Source organism: Myxococcus qinghaiensis (assembly GCF_024198215.1).
GTDB lineage: Bacteria > Myxococcota > Myxococcia > Myxococcales > Myxococcaceae > Myxococcus > Myxococcus qinghaiensis.
In genome coordinates, this window is record NZ_JAKCFA010000023.1 from 137,865 (window position 1) to 159,380 (window position 21,516).

At 69.5% G+C, this 21,516-nt stretch carries 18 protein-coding genes; 11 read left to right on the forward strand and 7 right to left on the reverse strand.

From position 1 onward, the window contains the following. Window positions 1-249: 249 nt before the first annotated feature. On the forward strand, window positions 250-1,452 hold the full coding sequence (gene fdhA, locus LZ199_RS34930; RefSeq protein WP_253998101.1) for a formaldehyde dehydrogenase, glutathione-independent: 1,203 nt from the start codon (window positions 250-252) through the stop codon (window positions 1,450-1,452). 275 nt (window positions 1,453-1,727) lie between these two features. Here the strand turns inward: fdhA and LZ199_RS34935 are convergent, their stop codons facing one another. Next, window positions 1,728-2,837, reverse strand: a complete 1,110-nt coding sequence (locus LZ199_RS34935) for a ResA-like WAxxUGC motif-containing protein (protein WP_267145172.1) — start codon at window positions 2,835-2,837, stop codon at window positions 1,728-1,730. 114 nt (window positions 2,838-2,951) lie between these two features. On the opposite strand from LZ199_RS34935, the gene LZ199_RS34940 reads away from it, so the two are divergent. Further along, window positions 2,952-3,872: an AraC family transcriptional regulator gene (locus tag LZ199_RS34940; RefSeq protein ID WP_253998102.1), complete on the forward strand. Its 921-nt coding sequence runs from the start codon at window positions 2,952-2,954 to the stop codon at window positions 3,870-3,872. A gap of 266 nt (window positions 3,873-4,138) precedes the next feature. After that, window positions 4,139-5,845, forward strand: coding sequence for a DUF3616 domain-containing protein (locus tag LZ199_RS34945; RefSeq protein WP_253998103.1), 1,707 nt, complete (start codon window positions 4,139-4,141; stop codon window positions 5,843-5,845). A 10-nt stretch (window positions 5,846-5,855) separates the two neighbouring features. On the opposite strand, the gene LZ199_RS34950 is transcribed toward LZ199_RS34945, so the two are convergent. After that, a complete protein-coding gene (locus LZ199_RS34950) occupies window positions 5,856-7,130 on the reverse strand; it encodes a glycosyltransferase (RefSeq protein WP_253998104.1) in 1,275 nt (424 codons plus the stop codon). A gap of 146 nt (window positions 7,131-7,276) precedes the next feature. On the opposite strand from LZ199_RS34950, the gene LZ199_RS34955 reads away from it, so the two are divergent. From LZ199_RS34955 to LZ199_RS34965, 3 genes are all read left to right on the forward strand, one after another. Further along, window positions 7,277-7,942 (forward strand): hypothetical protein, encoded by a 666-nt coding sequence (locus LZ199_RS34955; RefSeq protein ID WP_253998105.1) that lies wholly within the window; start codon window positions 7,277-7,279, stop codon window positions 7,940-7,942. Between the two features lie 241 nt (window positions 7,943-8,183). After that, window positions 8,184-8,465: a hypothetical protein gene (locus LZ199_RS34960; protein WP_253998106.1), complete on the forward strand. Its 282-nt coding sequence runs from the start codon at window positions 8,184-8,186 to the stop codon at window positions 8,463-8,465. 97 nt (window positions 8,466-8,562) lie between these two features. Continuing rightward, entirely contained in the window at window positions 8,563-8,919 is a 357-nt protein-coding gene (locus LZ199_RS34965; RefSeq protein WP_253998107.1) for a hypothetical protein, read from the forward strand. A gap of 18 nt (window positions 8,920-8,937) precedes the next feature. Here LZ199_RS34965 and LZ199_RS34970 read toward each other — a convergent pair whose 3' ends face one another. From LZ199_RS34970 to LZ199_RS34980, 3 genes are all read right to left on the reverse strand, one after another. Beyond that, the gene (locus LZ199_RS34970; protein WP_253998108.1) at window positions 8,938-9,252 is read right to left on the reverse strand and encodes a hypothetical protein; all 315 of its coding nucleotides are present in this window, start codon (window positions 9,250-9,252) and stop codon (window positions 8,938-8,940) included. A 108-nt stretch (window positions 9,253-9,360) separates the two neighbouring features. Continuing rightward, on the reverse strand, window positions 9,361-12,372 hold the full coding sequence (locus LZ199_RS34975; RefSeq protein ID WP_253998109.1) for a protein kinase domain-containing protein: 3,012 nt from the start codon (window positions 12,370-12,372) through the stop codon (window positions 9,361-9,363). A 110-nt stretch (window positions 12,373-12,482) separates the two neighbouring features. Beyond that, window positions 12,483-13,346, reverse strand: a complete 864-nt coding sequence (locus tag LZ199_RS34980) for a class I SAM-dependent methyltransferase (RefSeq protein WP_253998110.1) — start codon at window positions 13,344-13,346, stop codon at window positions 12,483-12,485. Between the two features lie 114 nt (window positions 13,347-13,460). Here LZ199_RS34980 and LZ199_RS34985 point away from each other — a divergent pair, with 114 nt between their 5' ends. Continuing rightward, window positions 13,461-13,751 (forward strand): hypothetical protein, encoded by a 291-nt coding sequence (locus tag LZ199_RS34985; protein WP_253998111.1) that lies wholly within the window; start codon window positions 13,461-13,463, stop codon window positions 13,749-13,751. A 28-nt stretch (window positions 13,752-13,779) separates the two neighbouring features. Here the strand turns inward: LZ199_RS34985 and LZ199_RS34990 are convergent, their stop codons facing one another. Next, window positions 13,780-15,264 carry an alpha/beta fold hydrolase gene (locus LZ199_RS34990; protein WP_253998112.1) on the reverse strand — a complete coding sequence of 495 codons (1,485 nt, stop codon included), beginning with the start codon at window positions 15,262-15,264 and terminating at the stop codon, window positions 13,780-13,782. Window positions 15,265-15,330: 66 nt separating this feature from the next. Here LZ199_RS34990 and LZ199_RS34995 point away from each other — a divergent pair, with 66 nt between their 5' ends. From LZ199_RS34995 to LZ199_RS35005, 3 genes are all read left to right on the forward strand, one after another. Next, entirely contained in the window at window positions 15,331-16,242 is a 912-nt protein-coding gene (locus tag LZ199_RS34995) for a LysR family transcriptional regulator (protein ID WP_253998113.1), read from the forward strand. Window positions 16,243-16,393: 151 nt separating this feature from the next. Beyond that, complete coding sequence (locus tag LZ199_RS35000; RefSeq protein ID WP_253998114.1) at window positions 16,394-17,365, forward strand: aldo/keto reductase; 972 nt, start codon at window positions 16,394-16,396, stop codon at window positions 17,363-17,365. 154 nt (window positions 17,366-17,519) lie between these two features. Then, window positions 17,520-17,762 (forward strand): hypothetical protein, encoded by a 243-nt coding sequence (locus LZ199_RS35005; protein WP_253998115.1) that lies wholly within the window; start codon window positions 17,520-17,522, stop codon window positions 17,760-17,762. A gap of 50 nt (window positions 17,763-17,812) precedes the next feature. Here LZ199_RS35005 and LZ199_RS35010 read toward each other — a convergent pair whose 3' ends face one another. Further along, window positions 17,813-19,636: a CHASE domain-containing protein gene (locus LZ199_RS35010; RefSeq protein ID WP_253998116.1), complete on the reverse strand. Its 1,824-nt coding sequence runs from the start codon at window positions 19,634-19,636 to the stop codon at window positions 17,813-17,815. Between the two features lie 210 nt (window positions 19,637-19,846). Between LZ199_RS35010 and LZ199_RS35015 the strand changes: the two genes are divergently transcribed. Further along, entirely contained in the window at window positions 19,847-21,445 is a 1,599-nt protein-coding gene (locus LZ199_RS35015) for a phytoene desaturase family protein (RefSeq protein ID WP_253998117.1), read from the forward strand. Window positions 21,446-21,516 lie beyond the last annotated feature (71 nt).

Consider the following 21,516-nt stretch of genomic DNA (forward strand, 5'->3'; position numbering starts at 1 on the left):
CAGCGAGGGGGGCCGCAGTCTCTTGAAGCGCTCCGTACCCTTCAATGTAAATCGAGATTTGTCTGAAATTCCAAGTTGCGATTGGGATGAAGAATCCAGCCTGCACTGAAGCGAAGGAGGGCAGCCGGGAAGGCACACCCTTCAGGGCCCCCACGCCGCTGCGTGCCGGTGGGACGGAGGGTCCCCAGCCTTATCCGGACTTTGCACGCGGCGCGGCGCGCGGCCGGGCCGCAATGGAGGAGTCCGCTCATGGCCAGCAATCGCGGCGTTGTCTATCTCGGTCCCGGCAAGGTGGAGGTGCGCTCCATCGACTATCCGAAGATGGTGAATCCGGAGGGGAAGTCCATCGAGCACGGGGTCATCCTCAAGGTGGTCTCCACCAACATCTGTGGCTCGGACCAGCACATGGTGCGCGGACGCACCACGGCGCCGAAGGGCCTGGTGCTCGGCCACGAAATCACCGGCGAAATCATCGAGAAGGGCAAGGACGTCGAGTACCTGAACGTCGGCGACCTGGTTACCGTGCCCTTCAACGTCGCCTGCGGCCGCTGTCGCACGTGTCGTGAGCAGCAGACGGGCGTGTGCCTCAACGTGAACAAGGGCCGCGCGGGCGGCGCCTACGGCTACGTGGACATGGGTGGCTGGGTGGGCGGCCAGGCCGAGTACGTCATGGTCCCCTACGCGGACTTCAACCTCATCCGCTTCCCGGACAAGGCGCAGGCGCTGGAGAAGATTCTCGACCTGACGATGCTGTCGGACATCCTCCCCACGGGCTTCCACGGCGCCGTGACGGCGGGCGTCGGCGTGGGCTCCACGGTGTACGTCGCGGGCGCGGGGCCAGTGGGCCTCGCGGCGGCGGCCTCCGCGCACGTGCTGGGCGCGGCGGTGGTGATGGTGGGCGACATGAACCCGGAGCGCCTGAAGCACGCGAAGGCCTCGGGCTTCGAGCCCATCGACCTCACCAAGAGCGACAAGCTGGAGGAGCTGATTGAAGCCGTCGTCGGTGTGCCGGAGGTGGATGCCGCCGTGGACGCGGTGGGCTTCGAGGCGCGTGGCCATGGCGCCCAGTCCTCCACGGAGGCGCCGGCCACGGTGCTCAACTCGTTGATGGCGATTACCCGCGCGGCGGGTGGCATCGGAATCCCCGGCCTCTACGTGACCGAGGACCCGGGCGCCAAGGACGAGGCCGCGAAGCAGGGCAACCTGCGCATGCGCTTCGGCCTGGGCTGGGCCAAGTCCCACCGCCTCTACACGGGGCAGACGCCGGTGCTGCGCTACAACCGCCAGCTCATGCAGGCCATCCTCCACGGCAGGCTGCCCATTGCGAAGGTCGTCAACGCCACCGTCATCTCGCTCGACGACGCGCCGCGCGGCTACCACGAGTTCGACACGGGTGTGGCGCGCAAGTTCGTCATCGACCCGCATGGGATGTTGAAGAAGAAGTCCGCCTGAGTCCGGCGAGGAGGACTCGGGTGGACTCCTCGTGCCTCCCGCCCTGTTGTCGGCATTCGCGGGCGGGGGCACCAGGCGTGCGGTGCTCCTCGGGCGATTCCAGTCGGGAGCGCCGTTCGCTGGAGGGGAATGTCCCGCATGTGCTGGGCGGGGGGCTCGTGAGGAGGCGCGCGTCCAAGCCAGTCGGAGCAAATTCCATCAGGGGTGGCCACTGCCGAGGCCGAGAACTCGGGCCTCGACGTTGCTACCCCCTGAACGGATTTCGTTCGGAGGGCCTAGCCTCGCTGGCGCTCCGTCAGGTCGACCGGCGCGTAGTAGTGCCGGTCGCCGAGCGCGTCGACGCGTCGCCAGAAATCCTCGCCCACGGCCAGGCCGCTCGCGTTCTTCTCGGCCGTCTGTCGCCAGAGCGCCCAGGACGCCGGGTGAAGCCGGGTCGCCTCGGCGAACTCGGCCGAGGCCTCGTCGACCTGCCCGTCGCGCAGCAGTGCCTGCCCCAGGCGAAAGTGCGCGTGGGCTTCGGAGATCGCCGCGTCGGGAACGGTCAGCCGCGCCATGACGGCCTGCGCATCGAGGGCGTACGGGCTCGCGCTGCCACGGACGGACCAGTCGCGCACGGCGTCGAGGTACGCCGCCTTCGCTCGGTCGCGCGCCTCTCGCGCCGCCTCAGGCATCGAGAGGCTCGTCCGCTCCATCGCCCGGAAGCCATCCGTCATGCCCGCGGACTCGGGCGGCCGCACCAGGTGTCCGGCTTCGTCAATCCAGACGGCCTGCGGCACGTTGACGAGGTTGTAGAGCTCGGCGGTGAGGTGGTCGCGGTCGATGAGGCACGGATAGTCGGGTGAGGCCGCCTCAATCCAAGGCCGGGCCGCGTCGGGCTGGTCCAGCGCGATGGCCAGCACCGTGAAGCCGTGCGCCTTGGCGGTTTCATGGAGCGAATGCCAGACAGGCAGGTCTCCTCGGCAGCCGCACCACGAGGCCCAGGTCACGAGGAAGACCTTGCGGCCCCGGTAGTCGGACAGCCGATGCAGTCGCCCGTCGAGGTCGGGCAACGTGAAGTCGGGCGCCTCCAGGGAGGTCAGCGCGGCGGCACGGCGCGCTGCGCCCTCTCCGAGCACCCAGAGCGTCCCCTCACGGTTGTGGACGACGGGCCAGCCCGCCTGCCGCCACACGCCCGCCGCATCGATGCGGTCGCCGTCGACCAGCTTCCGGCCGCCGCGTGGAATGGGCATACAGGTGTCGTCCCGGCACAGGCCCACGGGCTTCCACTGCCAGCCGGTGGCCCGCTCGAAATCCGCCTTGTCCAGCCAGAGGCTGTCGCCGTCGGACGTCCCTCCCGCGAGGCGCAGGTCCTGCGCCCCATGAATCACTCGAAGCTCGCTCGTCATCGAAACCCGCCTTGGTTTGAGTTGTGACCACCCTACGCAGCGGAGCGAATCGAGGCCTGCCCGATACTCGCACGCTCTTGCCTGATTCTCTCCAGGTGGGCAGGATGGATTCGAATGCCTGCCGACCTGTCCAATCGAGCGAACGACGAGGAGGCTCAAGAGTTCCTGCGGCGGCTGACGGAGCATGCCCTACGGCTCGTTCCGCCCTCGACAGACCGAACGTCGCAGCTCGTCACTCCACGGCATGGCTTGTACCTGCTGCGGCAGCACCAGCGCACGTCCTTCGAGGCCGCCATCTACACCCCGATGCTTTGTCTGATTCTCCAAGGGTGCAAGGAGATGACCTTCGGCGAGCATCACTTTCGGCTGCGCGCAGGCGAGTGCGCGCTGGTGAGCCATGACCTGCCGATTGTCTCCCGGGTCCGTGACGCACCCTATCTGGTGTTGCTGCTCGACATCGAAGTCGAGGTGCTTCGGAGCCTCTACGAAGACCTCGGCGAGTTGGTGACGGCTGGGCCGGAAGCGCGGGCGCTCGAGGTGCATCAGGCCGACTCGCGCATGCTCGACGCCATCGCCCGTTATCTCGCGCTCGCGGAGTCGGAGACGGACGCACGGGTGCTCGGCCCGATGTTGCTCAAGGAGATCCACTACCGCCTGATGATGGCGCCGCTCGGTCACATGTTGCGGGGCCTGATTCGGCAGGACAGTCACGCGAGTTCGATTGCCAGCGCCATCGCGCTTCTTCGAAGAGACTTCCGCTCGCCGATGGTGGTGGAGGAGCTGGCGCGCGCGGTGGGGATGAGCGTTTCGTCCTTCCACAAGCACTTCAAGGCCGTCACCGCGTCTTCGCCGCTGCAGTACCAGAAAGGACTGCGCCTGCTCGAGGCGCGGCGGATGCTCGTGGCGGGCACGGCCTCGGTGACCACGGTCGCGTTCGAGGTGGGCTACGAGAGTCCCAGCCAGTTCAGTCGGGAGTACACGAGAAAGTTCGGACGGCCGCCGAGCCAGGATGTGGCGTCCCGGATGCCAGGTTGAAGCACATGGCGCACCAGCTCCTCTCTGTTCTGCGAGCAGGTGAGCACGCGACCCGTTGCCTGCCCGACGCCTCTCAGGACCCGGCGGCGAGCCGTGAGTCCGGACCCTGTTCAATTTGCTCCTGAAGGCACCCCAGTTTGAAGGAGGCCATTCGGAACCGCGAATCGCAGGCGGAGGTGGTGGACCACTCCTGACAGAATCGTCACGACGGCCAGTCGCAGGCTGGGGGACGGTGCGGCTTTCGCACGAAGCGCGAGGGAAATGACATGCGTGGATGGAAGCGGCCGCTCACCGGTGTGTTCGTCGCCTGCTCCTGGCTCCTGGGGGGCTGTGGAGAGGTGGAACCCACGCTGCGGGACACGGAGGTGGAGGACTCGCTGCCGTTCTCGCAGTCCCTGGCCGGAACCCAGACCACGGCGTTCCAGGACGGCGTCGCCCCGACGACGGGCTACGCGGGCACCCGGGACGCGATGATTGAAGAAGAGGACTCCAACGCCAACCACGGGAGCGCCTCCAATCTCTCCGCGAGCGGCGACACGCCGTCTGGCAGCGGCAATGAGAACTACGTCCTGCTCGCGTGGGACGTGTCCTCCATTCCCGCCAACGCCGTGGTCCGCTCCGTCTCGCTCACCGTCACGGTCTCCGACAAGGCGGACCAGGACTATCAACTGTATGCCCTGACGCGCGGCTGGACGGAGAGCCAGGTCACCTGGGAGCAGGCGGACAACAGTCAGGACTGGGCTTCGAATGGCGCGGATGGGACTGGAGACCGGGACACCACCGTGCTGGGCACGCTGCGAGCCCCCGCGACGGGCACCTACACCGTGGCGCTGAACGCCAGCGGAGTGGCGGCGGTGCAGCGGTGGGTGAGCACGCCCGCGAGCAACCAGGGCCTCATCCTGGCCAACAAGGACAATGACAATCGCCTGGAGCTGCGCTCGAGCGAGTACTCGACGAAGGCCTCGCGTCCCAAGCTCACCGTGACGTGGGACGCGCAGGGGAATCCTGGAGGGGAGGTGCCCGCCTCGGGGACGTTCAAGGGCACCTGTGACGGCTCCGGCGGAGCCTGGGTGGACGGGACGCACTTCCTGAACGTGAATGACGAATCGCAGACGGTGCGCATCTATGCCCGGAGCCAGAGCGCCAGCGCGGTGAAGAGCCAGGACGTGAGCTCCGCCATCGGCATCTCCTCGTCGGACGAGGCGGACCTGGAGGACGTGGCCCGCGTGGGCAATCGCCTCTACGTGACGGGCTCTCACGCACGCAACAAGGACGGAGAGCTGGAGTCCTCGCGCTACAAGTTCTTCGCCATCGACGTCGCAGGCACGGCGCCCGCCGTCACCCTCCAGGTGGCGGGGACGTCCTCGACGCTGCTGCGGGACCTGCTGAACGCCGCCAACTGGGACGTGCCGGACACGGTGGTCCTCACGTTGCTCAGCGAGCGCTCCCGGTTGTCGGAGCCCACGGTGGCCTCACTGGCGCCGAAGGTGAATGGCACCAACGTGGAGGGGCTCGCGGCGCTGCCCTCTGGCGAGCTGGCCATCGGCTTCCGCAACCCGCGCGTGGGCTCCAGTGCGCTGGTGGTGACGCTGACGAATCCGGGCGCTGTCCTCACGGGCGCCACGGCGCGGTTTGGCCGAGCCATCCTCCTGAGCCTGGGAGGCCAGGGCCTGCGCGGCATGGCGTGGTCGGAGGCCCACCAGGCGCTGCTGCTCCTCAGTGGTCCGCACGACGAGAGCAGCGGCCCCTTCGCGCTCTGGAAGTGGTCGGGAGACGCGAGCAGCGCGCCGGTGAAGGTGGTGGAGCTGACCGCGCCGGCGAACTCCGCGCCGGAGGCCGTCATCCCCTATCCCGGCTCGCTGGCCGTGCAGGTGCTCTTCGACATGGGCTCGCGCTTGATTGGCGGGACGGAGTGCAAGGACGTCTCGTCCGCCAGCCAGAGCTTCAGCGACGTGTTCATCCACGTCGACTGAGGCCGAGCGCTCACTTCACCAAGCGCAGCACCGCTTGCACCGCGCGCTCCGTTCCGTCCACGCCCTCCAGCGAGGCGGCGAGCGCGCGGGCTCGGGCCGTGACAGCGGGCTCCAGGAGTCGGGAGAGGGCACCGGCGACGGAGGTGGCGTCGAGCGCCGACGGAAGCACCGCGACGCCCACGCCGAGTCGCTCCACGCGGCGAGCATTCGCGAGCTGGTCCCCGCCAAAGGGAATCACCACCATGGGGCGACCCGCGGCGAGCGCTTCCTGCACGGTGTTGTTCCCGCCATGTGTCACGACGAAGTCCACGCGCCGGAGCAAAGGCACCTGGGGCACCTGTCGGAACACGAGCGTTCGAGGGCCCGCGCGCCGCTCCAGCCGTCCGAAGCTGGCGCCAGCGCTGACGACGGTGTGCACATCATGTCGTGCCAGTCCGTCGAGGATGGCGTCGAACACGCGGGGCTGGCCGTTGAACACCGTGCCCAGCGACACGTACACGTGGCGGCGCCCTGACTGGATGGAGCGCAAGGCGGCGTCTTCCTGGTCCGCGTCGCGAGCACGGGGAAGGCAGGGGCCGGTCATCTCCACGGGCCCTGTCAGCGGCTTCAGCCCGGGCTCCAGCTCGGGAATCGTCGCCAGCAGGTTGAGGTCATCGGAGATGGGCGCGGAGAGCAGCCCACCGGCGCGCAGGCGCACACCGAGCGCCCCCGCGTCCCGGGCGACGCGCTCATCGAACCAGCGACCGAGTGCCTGCGTAGCCTCCTCCGCGCGCGCCCAGGTCTCATCGCGGGGCGCATCGTCTGGCAGGCCGCTGCCGAAGGGAGATGCGCCCTCCACCGGAAAGGGGAGGGCCGAGTGATAGAACGCCGCATAGGGCCGCTTCGTCAGTCGGGCCGCGAGCAGGGCGGCGGGCATGAGGTAGTCGCCGAGGACCACGTCGATGCCAGACGCCTCGATTTCGCGGGCGAGGTGGCGGGCCTGCGACTTCATCCCGGCGGTGAACAGCCGGAGCGCCAGGGCCAGCTCGTCGACGCCTCGGGCGTGGGGGATGCGGGCGCCGTACCAGAGCATGGCGGGTGAGGGCTGGAGCCGGATGAGCCGCAGGCCGTCGCGTTGGACCGCATGGGGCAGGGTCGTGGCGACGCGCAGGGGTTCGGGCCAGAGGTGGGAGAAGGGAAGGGGCGGCGCGGCCAGGGCCATCGCGACGTCGTGGCCCAGCTCGCGCAGCCTCACGCCCATCGCGCGCAGGGCATTGGTGTGGCCCGCGGTCGGATGGGCGGCCATGAGAATCCTCGGCATGGAGGACGCTTAGCACGGCCTGTCGTGGCGCCTGGCCCATGGTGACTCGCTCGGGTGTCACAGCGGGAGGACCGGGACTCCACGAGAGAGGAAGCCACGGTGGCTTCCCTTCGTGCCGAGAGGTGGGGACCATGTCGAAGGAAAAGCAGTCCTTCCTGACGGTGCTGCTGTCGCTCGTGCTGGTGCCGGGAGTCCTGCTCCTCGTCAGCGCGGTGACGGGTGGTGCCTTTCCGGTGGGTGTCGCGCTGCTGTTGGGGCTTCCCCTGGGGCTGGGATACGGCCTGCAGACGGGACTCCTGCGCAGCTATCCGTTGTCCTCCGCGCAGGGCTGGGTGGAGCTTCTCGTCGACCTGACGTGGAGTCTGCCCAACACGCTGTTCGGCTTCGTCTTCGGCAATCTCGTCTACGTGTTTTTCGGCAGGCCCTCGCGTGCCGACTCGGAGAATCAGGGCTGGGTCGTCTATCGGCCGAACCCGGGAGGCTCGTTCGGACACAACGTGCTCCAGACGTTGGGCACGGTGAACCTGGGAGGCGCGGGGCAGCACGAGAAGATGCACCTGCTTCAAGCGCGCATCTTCGGCCCGTTCTATCTGCCCTTCGTCGCCGCCTCGTATGTCATCACGTCCCTGTTGCAACTCTTGTGGACGTGCACGGTGGGTGGGTTGCTGAAACTGCTCGGCATGCGAGACAAGGCCTACCTTCGTCCGCCTGCGCACTCCGCGGTGGGAGGCTTCTTCGGGTGGATTTATTACGCGACGCCCATCGAGCTGTGGGCCTACGCGACTGGCAATCCTTGAGCCAGGGCATTTCAACGGACCCCGGACCAGAGGCTGTCGGGCTTGGAGGACGGCGTCATCCGCGCGCTGACGACGTAGCGCTACGAGCCTGCCATTCTTGACGGCAAACCGGTGCCCGTGCTCTATGAATTCGACATCTGGTTCACCAACGAGCCCGGGGGTTGGCCGCGACGCGGAGCAAGAGGACTGGTGCTAGGGTTTGCGCCACCGGGCCCCCAATCGCCCGGTGGAGGATGCACACGTGCGAAGCAGCAACATCCTGGGTGGTTTGTTGGCGGCAGGGCTGCTGATGGTGGGCTGTGGTGGCGTGGAGCCTGCGATGGAGGAAGAGCAGTCTTCACTCGACACGCGCGCGGATGCGCTGCCCTTCTGCGGCAATCAGTCCTACTGGATTGACTACTACTCCGACGCGACGCTCACGAAGTGGGTCGGGTACATGTCCTGTGAGTGTTACGAGACCGCGTGGATCTCCGGTCGCCGGACCAGCTTCGCGGTGACGGACTTCTCGTCCACCTGCGGCTGACGGGGACTCCCCTTCCCGGTGCTCCCTCGGGGCACCGGGGCTTCCTTGAAGTGAGAACAAGTTGCTGTTGAACAAGAATTGCGTCTAGCGTTCCGCCATGACCGACCTGAATCGCTGGGTGGTGGCGGGCCTCTTCCTCTCGCTGAGCGCCTGTGGTGGCGCGGTGGAGGCGGAGGACGTCCTGGGCACGTCACAGTCCGCGCTGGCCTGCACCTGCGGCGCCGAGACGTTCACCGTCGTGAGGCGGGCGACGTCCGTCAACTGCGCGCGGGCCTACGACTGGGCGAACAGCCTCGCGGACGAGGCCATCGCCACCGCGTGTCCGGCGGGTGGCTGCAACCTCACCCGCTCCCTCCAGTCGTGCGCCCCGGTGGGCCCCAATGGTAGCCAGGGCTTCAGCATGGGCGTGCTGGTGACCTACTCCTGCAACGAGCCCGACACCTGCGCCGAATGACGCCGCGCGCGCCGACGCTCAAGGGCAGATGTTGTAGCAACTGCCCGCGCCCCGAGCCCGGCACTCCGCGGTGGTGGAGCAGCCCGAGCAGTCATAGGAACAGTAGCCCTGCAACCCCACCGGCTCCTCCGAGAAGAGCGCCGGCGTGGCGTCCCCCGGAAGGCCGCTGCGCGCCCTCGACATGAGGAGCTTCTGCTTGTCCGCCTCGCAGGAACTGGAGGTGGGGGCGGCGGACTCGGCCGCGAGGGGCTCATCCCGTGGGAAGGTGGTGACCACCATTCCCACCGCGACGGTCAACGCCAGCACGAATCCCGAGGCAGGCTTCAGCATCATCCGGAGCTCCTGGAAAGGGGAACTCCTGGATGATGCCCAGGAGGGCTGACTTGCCCGCACGGGTATTCGGTGGGGCTGTGTGCCGCTGAACAACGGCCCACGTCCTTCTCAAGGGGCCGTCTTCGCGGCGCGGCGAGCCCCCTGGCGCTGCTGGATGGCCCGGCGCAGCTTGGCGATGAGCACCTCGGGGCTCGCGGAGCGGACCAGGACGTCATCTGCCCCCGCCTCCAGGCTGGCGGTGAAGACGGCGGGGTCTTCCTTGTCGACGATGAGGTAGACGGGCAGGTCCTCGGTGGCCGCGTTCTTCCGGAGCGCTTGCAACAGCGAGCTCAAATCTCCGTCCGGCAGCGGGTTGGCGAGGATGGCCGCCTGCGCGCCGGCGCTCACCGCCTTCTCCACATCGACACGGGACTTCGCGCGCACGGTGCTGAAGCCCTCCGCCATGAGTCGGATTTGCAGCGTCATCGCGTTGGCGCTGTCCGTCTCGGCCACCACCACCTTGGGGACGGTCTGGTCGGAGTGGGTGCTCGCCTCCAGCTCGAGGGTGAGCGCCTCCAGCACGGGGATGGGCAGCCGCGCATCCTGGCGCAGCGTCTGGAGCGCCTGGGCCGCCTTGGCGGGAGTGGGCTGCGCGCTCTGGACCTCCTGGACGAAGCGCGCCGCGCCCAGCAGGGCCCCCGCCGCGCGTCCCACGGGTGGGGTGCGCTCCTCGCCTTCGGGCAGGACCGACATGAGCACCTCGGTCACCTCGGGCATGGCGTTGCTCGCGAGCACCAGCGCGCGAGCGCGCGAGGGCAGCGTGAAGCGGCGTGGCTCCTCCAGGCGCGCGGCCAGGGCCAGCGCACAGGTCGCCGTGCCGAGCAGAATCTCCTCCACGCGCCCCGCGCCCAGCCGCACGGCGATTCGTCGCGCCAGCTTCGTCAGGAAGGGCGCCAGCGCCGCGCTGCCGCCGAGCATGGACAGCATTCCATCCAGCAGCCGGGCCTGCGTCTCCGCGAGCCGCGCCAGCGGGCCGCCCTCGCCCATCAGCGCCGCGCTGTAGGACGGCAGCAGGCGCACCTCCACCTGCGGGTGCGCGGCGCGCAGCTTCTGCGCCAGGGCCGCGGGCTCCCTCACCGAGTCCTCGAGCACGAGCACCAGGTCATAGCCCCCGAGCGAGAGCGCGCGCTCGGCATCCGCGGCGGGGCTGGTCGCCGCCGCCAGCCCTTGCATCAGCAGCAGGCGCACCACGGCCTCGCGAGGTTCGGAAGGCTCCGCCACCAGCAGCACCATGCGCGCGCGCACGTCGCTCCGGGCCGGGGTCGCCCGACTCGCGGGCTCCAGCGACGCGGGCGTCCTGGCCTCCGGCTGCTCCGCTGGCGCGAAGGTGCGCTCGTCGAGCACGGGACGGCCGGTGAACTGCTCGGCGAACTGGAGCACGCGCGCGCGTCCGCCGGCGTCGGGCTCGTCGTCCAGGGGGATGGGCTCCCGGTTGCGAGGCGGCGTCTGGGGCTGCTCCTCCTCACTGTAGAAGCGGTGGATGGCCTTGCGGATGGCCTCCTCCGTGGCGAACAGCCCCTGGACGGCGACGGCGCGCGTGGAGAACTTGAGCGCGTCGGTGACCTGCACGTCGCGAGGGTCCAGCACCGCGCAGAACAGCTCGCGACCGCGCAGGCCGATGGGGACGGCGCACAGCCGCTCGCACAGCTCGCGAGGAACCCGTTGGACCAGCTCCTTCGGCACCGGCAGGGCCAGGAGCTTCTCGTCGGTGATGTGCGGCAGGCCGGCCTGCTCGGACAGCGCCCGCATCAGGTGCTCGGGCTCCAGCCACTTCTCGTGCACGAGCAGCTGGCCCAGCTTGCCGCCCTTGCGCCGTTGGATGGCCAGCGCTTCGTTCAGCACGTGCGGCGTGAGCAGGCCGCGCGTCAGGAGGATGGAGCCCAGCTGCGGCCGGGACCGCGCCGCGCGGGGGCCGGGGGCACCCATCATGGTGGCCAGCCGCGTCGCCGGTTCAATGCCTGTCATGGAAGGGCCCAGGCCAGGGGTGCGCACCACCGCCGTGGCCCCCGCGCCTCCGGGAGGCGGCGTCACCGGCTTCAGCATGGGCGGGGGCGGAAGGCTGGGAGCAGGAGGTCGTCGCGCGTCGCGGCCCGGGGGCGTGCGCGTGCGCTGGAAGTCCTCGCCCTCCAGGCGAATCTCCTCGCCGGGGCTGCTGGCCAGGTCCACCAGGGGGGAGCGCCAATCGGGAAGCGCGCGGCCGAAGAGGCTGGCGATGTCGGAGGCGCCCACGCGCAGGCGGTGGTCGAAGAGGAAGTTCTGGATGGACTCGGAGAACTCGCGGGCCAGAGGGCAGCGGGCGGCGGGATTGGCGGCCAGCGCGCGCACCAGCAGGGTCCACAGCGGCCCTGGGACGCCGGGCAGCGGCTCCAGGGCGCGCTCGTTGAAGCTGCCCAGGGCGTGGATGATTTGAGGCGTGGTGCCCTCGAAGAGGCGCCGTCCGGCGAGCATCTCGTAGAGCAGCAGGCCCAGGAGGAAGATGTCGCTGCGCTGGTCCACGGGGCGGCCGTGGACCTGCTCGGGGGACAGGTAGTTGATCTTCCCCTTGAGGACGCCGACCTGCGTCTCCTGGTGTCCCTCGTCGGCGGCCTTGGCGATGCCGAAGTCCGCCAGCTTCACGCCTCCGTTGCTGGAGACCATGACGTTGGAGGGATTGACGTCGCGGTGGATGATGTTGAGCGGCGCGCCGCTGGAGTCCGTGCAGCCATGGGCATACGCGAGGCCATCCGCCACCTGTTGGGCGATGAAGCAGATTTCGCGAATCCCCAGGGGCATCTGGCGCTTGCGCGCCGCCTTGAGCAGCGCGCTCAGGTTCTCCCCGTCCACGAACTCCATCACCATGTAGTACTGGCCGGCGCTGGAGCCCAGGTCCAGCACCTGCAAGACATTACCGTGCTGAAGGGAGACGGAGAGCTTCGCCTCGCGCAGGAACAGGTCCACGAAGGCCGCGTCCTGCACGAAGGAAGGGAGGATGCGCTTCACCGCGACAGGCTTTTCAAAGCCTTCCGCGCCCACCACCTTGCCCAGATAGACCTCGGCCATGCCGCCCGCGGCCAGCTTCTTCACGATGCGGTAGGTCCCCACGCTGTCTCCGAAGCCGCAATGGCATTGCAGACGTACGAGGGGAGAGGAAAGGTCACAATCAGGCGTTCAGGGCTGCGGGGCCGGCGAAAAGCAGCCGGACTGTCGTCCCCTCAACGTTTGTTGTTCTGGGGATGTCTGGTCTTGGACGCCGCGGACGGTTGGCGGATGCCAGTGGTGAGGTATGCATTGAAGAGGCCGACCTGGGGACCGGCGCCCAGGAGGACGGAGACCTTCTCCTCCAGGGCCTGTTGGAGGGAAGGCCACTTGTCGCCCAAGGCCTTGCGGGCCAGGACGACGGGGGCGCTGGAGCGCATCAAGGAGTCCACCATGGCGGTGGTGGATGGGTATTCCACGCGGGCCGTGACCTCGTGCACGGCGACCTCCTTGAACCCAGACGCGGTCATCTCCCGCAGACAGGTCTCCTTGTCGGACAGGGGCATCATGCCGTCGCGGGGGCCGCCGCTTCCGCCTCCCATCAGCTCCGCGAAGGATTGATAGACGGTGTTCATCGTGGGCGAGTGCTCGAAGGGCAGCCAGCTCGACACGACGGCGCGGCCGCCTGGGACGAGGACGCGGTGCAGCTCGCGGAAGCCGCGCGGGCGGTCCGGGAAGAACATCAGGCCGAAGAGGGAGAAGGCGGCGTCGAACTTCTGGTCCGGCAGCGGCAGGGCCATGCCGTCCCCGGTGAGCGCTTCGATGTCGAGCCCTTCCGACGTCGCGCGCTCCCGGAGGGTGGCGAGCATCCGGGAGGAGAAGTCCACCGCCGTCACGCGGGCGCCCTGTCGCGCCGCGAGCAGGGAGAGAGTTCCGGGGCCCGCCGCCACGTCCACCACGCGCGAGCCTGAGCCGGTGGCCGTGCGGGCGAGGGCGTCCCTGGCGAAGGTCTCGAAAACGGGGAGCAGCTCGCGCACGTACTCGGGCGCGACAAGGTCCCAGGGTTCCGGCACGGCGAGGGGGGAAGCGGTCGACGACATGGGGGTGGGCTCCAACAGGATGGGACGCGGATTCCACCTGGAACGGGCCGCGAGCGCTTGGAAGAAATGCACCGCCCTTGACTCATGGGGTCGGTCACCGGAGGCTGCTCGGCGATGCGAATTCGATGGGTGGCCTGGGCAGTGATGATGGCGCTGCACTTCCTGGCGATTGCGTTCCTCCCGAAGGAGCTGGCTCCCGCGCTGGCCGGTTCGGTCTACCTGCCGCTGATGCCCTTGAGTGCCATGGGGCTCCCTGTCCTTTCGACGGCGCCATCGGGCGGCTGGGCGGGGCCGTCGGTGCTCGGCTGGGTCGCGGTCGTCCTGGTCTGGGGGCTTGTCTGGTGGGGCGTGGCCTCGCTGGTCGCCCGCTTCACGCAGCACCGTCACGCGCCTCACGCGGCTTGATTCGGAGCGCGAGCGCCGAAGCGGCGCCTCAAGGGGCCGTGGCGCTCCTGCCGAAGTCCGCGCCGCGAAGCTTCAGGACGCAGTCCAGCGGCAACGGCCCCTGGGGGTCGCGGAGGAAGGCCAGGGTGACCTCTCCGCCGCAGCGGTTGAACGACGCGCCGTGGCTGTACCCGCGCAGCTCGACGTAGCGCGCCTGGGGCATGGACTCCAGCAACTGCCGCCCCCAGTCCGGAGGCGTGTCCGGGTCGAACTCCCCCGCGAAGATGAGCGTCGGCACGTCGCTCTTCACCGGCGTGTTCTCCTCGGCGGGCACCGGCGCCACATTCCACACGCGGCACGTCTCCACGGAGGCCGTGCCTTCGTCGACCCCTCCCAGCCCCATGGCCGGCGAGTGCTGCGCGGCGATGTGCTTCGGGTCCTCGAACGGAACCTCCTCCGAGCACCAGACCGACAGCCGCAAGCCCCAACTCATCGTCGACGCACCCTGGCTGCGCTCCACCCAGGACGTCAGCTCCGAGTAGTCGCCCGCCGCCGCCCGGCTGATGATGCGCGGGAGGAGGGGAATCGACTCCGGGTCGTGCAGCGCCGTGTAGAGGGCCTCGACGACCTGCGCGCCGCGCACCTCCACCGGACGACCCTCCGTCACGGACTCCTTCAACACCAGGGGCAGCGGCTTGCGCTCCGCGGTGGCGATGAGCCGCGCGAAGCGCTGGCGCAGGTCGGGATGCGCGGCCGAGCACTCGCGGTCGATGGCGCACCCGTCGAACACCAGGTCGAGCGAGCGCAGCAGGTTCACCGCGGCGACCTCGTCGAAGTTCACCTCGGGCGGCAGCACCGAATCCAGGATGACCGAGCGCACTCCCGCTGGATGCCTGCGCAGCACGGTGAGCATCAGCCGCGTGCTGTAGGAGAGCCCCTGGAGGTTCCACGTCTCGTAACCCAGGGCCTTGCGCAGGTCCTCGATGTCATCCGCCGTGGCCGCCGTCGTGTATCCGTCCAAATCCACCCCGGCGGCCGTCAGCGTCGCGCGGCAGCGGCCCGCCGCCTTCGTCAGCGCCTCCTGGGCCTTGGCGCCACGCAGCCGGCCCGCCGCGATGTCGCCCTTGAGGGCGTTGATGTCGGGACACTCCAGCGCGGGCCGGGCCATCTTCCCGCCGCGCGGCTCCAGGACGATGAGGTCTCGCTCGTCGAGCACGGGGTTCTTCTTCCCGGACCGCAGCCGCGCCACGGCGCTGACCCCGGGGCCGCCGGGCATGAAGAACAGCGGGTCCTTCGCCGGCTTCGCCGCGCGGCTGCGCAGGCGCATCACCGGCAGTTGGATGGAGCGGCTGTCCGTCTTCTGTCGGTTCTCCGGAACGACCAGGAACCCACACTCGATGCGCTCCCCGGCCTCCACGGTGGCGGGACAGGGGGCAAGCTCGAAGCGCGGCACGGCGGTGGGCGGTGATTCCGTGGCGGAGGCCGAGATGGCGAGTGACAGCGAGGCCAGGAAGCCCATGATGCTCGAGGACATGGGCTCCGTTAGAAGTCAGCCACCCGCCGCGCGTCCAATACCAAAATCCAGGCCTGTGATAGCGAAGTGATCTCACCCACGCTCGATGCCCGCCGCCTCACGTGTTTCATCGCGGTCGCGGAGACGCTGCACTTCCGCAAGGCCGCGGAGCAGCTGCGTCTGGCGCAGCCCGCGCTGAGCCAGCAGATTCGCAAGTTGGAGGAGGAGCTGGGCTGTCAGCTCCTGAAGAGAGACAGGCGGCGCGTCGAGCTGACCCCGGCGGGACGGGCGCTCCTGGAAGCGGGAAGGCGAGCGCTCGTCCACCTGTCCCACGCGGCGGAGGCCGCCCAGCGCGCGGCCAGGGAGCAGCAGTCGTTGTTGCGGGTCGGCTTCGTCAACCCCGCCGCGTTCGCCCTGGTGCCTGACGTCCTGCGCGGCCTGCGAGCCGAGCACCCGGAGGTGCACCTCATGCTGCGCGAGGCGGACAGCAAGACGCTCCTGGAGGAGGTGCGGCTGGGACAGCTCGACGTGGCCTTCGTGCGAGGGCCCATCATCGCGCCAGGGGTTCGCATCGACACGCTGCGCCGGGAGCCGTTGGTGCTCGTGTTGCCGTCGCGTCACCGGCTGGCGCGACGCACGCGGGTGCCGCTGGAGCAGCTCGCGGACGAGCCCTTCATCGGCTTCGCTCGGGACACGGCGCCGTCGCTGCATGACGCGATGGTGGGCATGTGCCTGGAGGCGGGCTTCTCGCCCACGTTCGTCACGGAGGCGGTGGAGTGGTTCACCCTGGTGAGCCTGGTGGCGGCCGGGCTCGGGTGCGCCATCCTCCCGGAGTCGGTCCGCACCTTCTCGCGCGGGGGCGCTGTCTATCGCGCCATCGCGGGCACTCCCCGGCACGTGGACCTGGTGATTGCCAGGGCCCCCACGCCCCCGGGCCCCGCCCTCCGGGCCTGTCTGCGCATCGTGTCGCGGATGACGTCGGTGGCGCTGAGTTCGTGACACGACGGCGCTTCCGTCGCGGACCGGATGCGGCCCGCGTTGGGGCTCGACTCGCGCGGCGCGAGCCGTCACTGTGGCGCGCTCGAACGGCGGCGGGCCGGGCCGTTCCCCAACGCGCAGCGTCCTTCCAGCCGGCCGCGAGGGAGTCGACATGAAGTACACGAACCTGGGGCGCTCGGGGCTTTCCGTCAGCCGGCTGTGCCTCGGCACGATGAACTTCGGCTGGACCACCGAGGAGCCCGACGCTCACGCCATCATGGACTCCGCGCTGGAGCGGGGAATCAACTTCTTCGACACGGCCAACGTCTACGGCTGGGGCGAGAACAAGGGCCGCACCGAGCAGATCATCGGCAACTGGTTCGCCCAGGGAGGCCGCCGGCGCGAGCGCACCGTCATCGCCACCAAGCTCTACGGCCCCATGGGCGAATGGCCCAACGAGGGCAAGCTGTCCGCGCTCAACATCCGCCGCGCGCTGGACGCCAGCTTGAAGCGGCTGCGCACCGACTACATCGACCTGTACCAGTTCCACCACGTGGACCGCGCCACCCCGTGGGAGGAAATCTGGCAGGCCATGGAGGTCGCCGTCGCCCAGGGCAAGGTGCTCTATGTGGGCAGCAGCAACTTCGCCGGCTGGCACATCGCCCAGGCGCAGGCCGCCGCCGCGCGCCGCGACTTCATGGGCCTGGTCAGCGAGCAGTCCCTCTACAACCTGATGGCGCGCACCGTGGAGCTGGAGGTGCTGCCCGCCGCTCAGCACTACGGCGTGGGAATCCTTCCGTGGTCTCCCCTCCAGGGCGGCCTGCTCGGCGGCGTGCTGAAGAAGGAGCGCGAGGGCAAGCGCCGGCTGGAGGGCCGCGCGCAGGAAGCCCTCCAGAAGAATCGCGAGAAAATCGAGCGCTACGAGAGTCTCGCCGCCGAGCTGGGCCACGAGCCGGGTGACGTCTCGCTGGCGTGGCTGCTCCACCAGCCCGCCGTCACCGCGCCCATCATCGGACCGCGCACCGCGGGCCAGCTTGACGCGGCGCTCCGTGCGCTCGACGTGAAGCTCGACGAGAAGACGCTGGCCACGCTGAATGAAATCTTCCCGGGTCACCGTCCCGCGCCCGAGGACTACGCCTGGTAGCGCCCCGCGCGCCGCCTCGCATGCGCCAGTTGGCGTCGAATCGTGTCCTGGAGGCGGTGCCTCTCACCAGGCACCCTGGACACCTCTCGAAAGCCTGAGGCAAGGTCCAGCTCACCGAGGGTGGTGTCGCCCTCATCACGCCGGAGTTCACATCATGCGTCGCTTGGTCGTGCTGGTTTCGTTCCTGGGACTGTCCGCATGTGGTGGTGGTGTCGAGTCCGCTGGAACCGAGCAGGAGGCCGTCTCCCAGACGGAGCAGGAGCTCTGCTCCAGCGCCAATGCCTGGGAGTGTTTCTGCGCGCAGTTCAAGACGCAGGAGGCCTGTAGGGAGGTCCAGCGATGTGTCTGGCAGCCGTACACGGCGGCCGCCAGCCGTTGTCTGCCGACGTACGAGTAACACCCCGCTCGCGCGCCACGGGGCAGTGGCTGTCATTGGCAGGCGCTGCCTCAGTGCAGCGGCGGTCCGGGAGGGTCCGGCGGCCGGGGTGGCTTCGCGGCCCCGGCGTCAGGCCCCGCGCGGGGCAGCACGACGACGAAGGTGGTGCCCTCGCCGGGGTGGCTCTCCAGGAAGATGTGGCCGCCATGGGCCTCCACGAGCTGGCGGGTGATGAACAGGCCCAGGCCCAGGCCGCCGTAGTGACGGCTGGACACCGCGCGCTCGAAGCGGTCGAAGACACGCTCCGCATCCTCGGCGGCGATGCCGATGCCCCTGTCTCGCACCTCCAGGCGGGCCTCGTGCTCGTCGCCGCGCACGTGCACGTCCACCGGCGCGCCATGTCCATACTTGAGCGCGTTGGACAACAGGTTGGTGATGACCTGCTCCAGCCGCAGCCGGTCCCACCGGCCCGTCATGGGCGCGGGCGCGTCGACCTCCAGGCGCACGTTCACCGTCTGCGCCTCCATCTCGAAGCGGCGCGCCAGCTCGCGCACCAGCTCTCCCAGCTCCAGCGACTCCAGCTGCAGCTCCATCCTCCCGCTCGACAGGCGTGAGACGTCCAGCAGGTTGTCCACCAGCTTGGTGAGCCGGGTCATCTGGCGCTCGCAGGTCTCCACGCCGCGCTCCAGGCGGCTCAGGTCCAGCGGCTCCTTCTGGTGAATCTGGCGGAAGAGGAGCTGGAGCTGGAGCTTCAGGGACGTGAGCGGCGTGCGCAGCTCGTGCGCGGCGACGCTGAGGAACTCGTCGCGGATGCGCACCGCCGCCTGGGCCTCGCTCGCCAGCCGCTGCTGCTCGGCGCTGGCGCGCTCCGCGGAGGCCCTCGCGTTGACCTGGGAGCGCGTGACGAGGAACACCAGCAGCGACATCAGCAGCCCGCCGAGCGCCACGGTGGTCGGGTGGCTGGAGCGCGTCCCCTCGAAGAAGGCGGGCCGGGTGGTGAACACCAGCGTCCACGGCGCTCCCGCCACCGACAGCGTGAGCTGTGAGCGCAGCACGCGCTCCTGAAGCGAGGGATGCTCGGTGTGCGAGGCGAAGAGCAGGTCATGCTCGTGGGCCTCCGCCCCATCGTAGATGGCCAGGTCGATGGTGGACCGGAAGCCGGGGAAGCGCATGCCCTCCACCAGGTCCCTCATCCGGAAGGCGCCGAACACGAAGCCCTGGATTCGCGCATGGCGTTCCTCGGACGTGGTGGGCTCCGGCTTCTCGAAGAGCGGCACGTAGAGCACGAAGCCCGCCTGGACGTCCCGGTCCCCCTCCAGCTCCGACACCAGCCGCACCTTGCCGGTCGCCGCGGGCAGCCCTGTCTCCAGCGCGCGCTGGATGGCCGCGTGCCGCACGGACTCCGACAGCATGTCATAGCCGAGCGCGCGGGCGTTGCGCGCGTCGAAGGGCTCCACCATCGCGATGACGGCATGGTACGGCCGCTCGAGCCGGGGCCGGACGCGGTACTCGGGGAGGCCCTCGGCGCGCATCCGCGCCTCGTGTTCCGCGAGCGCATCCCCCCGAAGCCACTCGGCGAAGCCGATGCACTGGATGCCAGGGAAGCGCTGGCTCACCTCCAGGCTCTCGGTGTACGCGCGGAACTCCCGGCGCTCCACCTCCTGGCTGCCGCTGAAGACGCCGCGCGTGCCCAGCAGCATGGCCTGGTACATGTCCATGCGCAGCTGGAGGGCCACGGTGCCGTCGGCGACGGCGTCCTCGAAGAGCTGCTCGCGCCGCAGGTCCACGCCGCGCTGGACGTAGGACGTGGCCCCCGCGGTGACGAGCAGCCCCAAGAGCAGGGCGCAGTACGCGGCCGCGTTCCGGCGCAGGTGGGCGAGAAGAGAGGTCGACACGGCGGCGCCGAAGCAGGACCGCAAGGAGGTGGCCGGGAAGGGGCCGGGAGGACGACGAGGCGAGCTTCGAGTGCGCGGCGGCCCCCTTCAAGCCGTCCCCACTCCCACGTGTCTTCCAGGAGAAACGCCCGGGGGCGAAACACAATGCCCGCCCGCCCGTCCGCACCTGGAACGCTGCAACGGGTGCTCGCTCAGGGCATTCTAGGAGCCATGGTGCGTCACGTCATCGTCGTGGGAGCCGGACCGGGCGGACTGTCCGCCGCCATCAACCTGGCCGGGCAGGGCTTTCGAGTCACGGTGGTGGAGAAGGACCCGGTGCCGGGAGGTCGGATGAAGGGGCTGAAGCTCGGACCCCAGGGCGAGTATTCGCTCGATACCGGTCCTTCCATCCTCCAGCTCCCCGGGGTGCTGGAGCGCATCTTCGAGCGGGCGGGCCGGCGACTGGCGGACTACGTGAAGCTGGTCCCGCTGGACGTCAACACGCGGGTGCACTTCTGGGACGGCACCCACCTGGACACCAGCCGTCACCCGGAGCGCATGGAGGCGGAGCTCGCCCGCTTCGGCCCCACCCAGGTGGAGGCGATGCGCCGGTGGCTCGCGGACGGCCGGGAGAAGTACGGCGTCGCGTACGAGAAGTTCATCTGCACGCACGCGGGCAGCCTGGGCTACTACGCGCCCTGGCGCCTGGCGCCCACGCTGCGCTTCAAGCCGTGGCAGACGCTGTACCGGCACCTGGACTCCTTCTTCCATGACGACCGGCTGACGTACGCGCTGGCGTACCCGTCGAAGTACCTGGGCCTGCACCCGACGACGTGCTCGTCGGTGTTCAGCGTGATTCCCTTCCTGGAGCTGGCCTTCGGCGTGTGGCACGTGGACGGCGGCTTCCGCGAGCTGGCGCGAGGGATGATGCGCTGCGCGCAGGATTTGGGCGCCACGTTCCGCATGGGCGCGCCGGTGGAGCGCGTGCGCGTGGAGGCGGGGCGCGTGGTGGGCGTGAAGCTTCAGGGCGGCGAGGTGCTGGACGCGGACGCGGTGGTGATGAACGCGGACCTGCCGTACGCGGCGACGCGGCTTGTGCCCGCCGAGGCGCGCGAGGGCTCGCGGCTGACGGACGCGGCGCTGGAGAAGGCGAAGTACTCGTGCAGCACCTTCATGGCGTACTACGGGCTGGACACGCGCTACGAAGACCTGCCGCACCACCTCATCTATCTCTCGGAGGCCGCGCGGCGCACGGACCGCGACGCGCTGGAGGACCGGAGCGTCGACGTGGACGACCCGCCCTTCTACGTGTGCAACCCGTGCGTGACGGACCCGTCCGGCGCGCCGCAGGGACACTCCACGCTCTACGTGCTCGTGCCCACGCCCAACACCGCGCGCCCGGTGGACTGGGCCAAGACGCAGGCCACGCTGCGCGAGCGCATCCCCGACATGCTCGCGAAGGTGGGCCTGAAGGGCGTGCGGGAGCACATCCGCGAAGAGCGCTACTTCACCGCGGAGACGTGGCGGGACGACTTCAACGTGTTCCGTGGCGCCGTCTTCAATCTCTCTCACACGTGGCTGCAATTGGGGCCGCTGCGGCCCCGCGTGAAGAGTCCGGACGTGGAGGGCCTGTTCTGGGTGGGCGGAGGCACGCATCCAGGCAGCGGGCTGCTCACCATCATGGAGAGCGCCAACATCGCCGCGGACTATCTCAACCGCGAGGCGGGCCAGGGGCCGCTGCCGGGCTGGCCGTATGTACCGCCGCTCGACGACGCGACACGAAGCGCCTCGGGCCCGTCGGTGCAGGCGCCCCGGGCGCGCGCTGGCTGAGCCTCCCTCCCCTCCGTGCGGTCGCCGGGCCCGGCTCGCGTGGCGGCGTGACGGATGCGAAGCTGTCACCC

Excerpts from the sequence above, each read along its gene's own strand:
- fdhA (WP_253998101.1), top strand. The coding sequence starts at position 250 with ATGGCCAGCAATCGCGGCGTTGTCTATCTCGGTCCCGGCAAGGTGGAG.
- LZ199_RS34935 (WP_267145172.1), bottom strand. The coding sequence starts at position 2,837 with ATGACGAGCGAGCTTCGAGTGATTCATGGGGCGCAGGACCTGCGCCTC.
- LZ199_RS34940 (WP_253998102.1), top strand. The coding sequence starts at position 2,952 with ATGCCTGCCGACCTGTCCAATCGAGCGAACGACGAGGAGGCTCAAGAG.
- LZ199_RS34945 (WP_253998103.1), top strand. The coding sequence starts at position 4,139 with ATGCGTGGATGGAAGCGGCCGCTCACCGGTGTGTTCGTCGCCTGCTCC.
- LZ199_RS34950 (WP_253998104.1), bottom strand. The coding sequence starts at position 7,130 with ATGGCCGCCCATCCGACCGCGGGCCACACCAATGCCCTGCGCGCGATG.
- LZ199_RS34955 (WP_253998105.1), top strand. The coding sequence starts at position 7,277 with ATGTCGAAGGAAAAGCAGTCCTTCCTGACGGTGCTGCTGTCGCTCGTG.
- LZ199_RS34965 (WP_253998107.1), top strand. The coding sequence starts at position 8,563 with ATGACCGACCTGAATCGCTGGGTGGTGGCGGGCCTCTTCCTCTCGCTG.
- LZ199_RS34970 (WP_253998108.1), bottom strand. The coding sequence starts at position 9,252 with ATGATGCTGAAGCCTGCCTCGGGATTCGTGCTGGCGTTGACCGTCGCG.
- LZ199_RS34980 (WP_253998110.1), bottom strand. The coding sequence starts at position 13,346 with ATGTCGTCGACCGCTTCCCCCCTCGCCGTGCCGGAACCCTGGGACCTT.
- LZ199_RS34985 (WP_253998111.1), top strand. The coding sequence starts at position 13,461 with ATGCGAATTCGATGGGTGGCCTGGGCAGTGATGATGGCGCTGCACTTC.
- LZ199_RS34990 (WP_253998112.1), bottom strand. The coding sequence starts at position 15,264 with ATGTCCTCGAGCATCATGGGCTTCCTGGCCTCGCTGTCACTCGCCATC.
- LZ199_RS35000 (WP_253998114.1), top strand. The coding sequence starts at position 16,394 with ATGAAGTACACGAACCTGGGGCGCTCGGGGCTTTCCGTCAGCCGGCTG.
- LZ199_RS35005 (WP_253998115.1), top strand. The coding sequence starts at position 17,520 with ATGCGTCGCTTGGTCGTGCTGGTTTCGTTCCTGGGACTGTCCGCATGT.
- LZ199_RS35015 (WP_253998117.1), top strand. The coding sequence starts at position 19,847 with ATGGTGCGTCACGTCATCGTCGTGGGAGCCGGACCGGGCGGACTGTCC.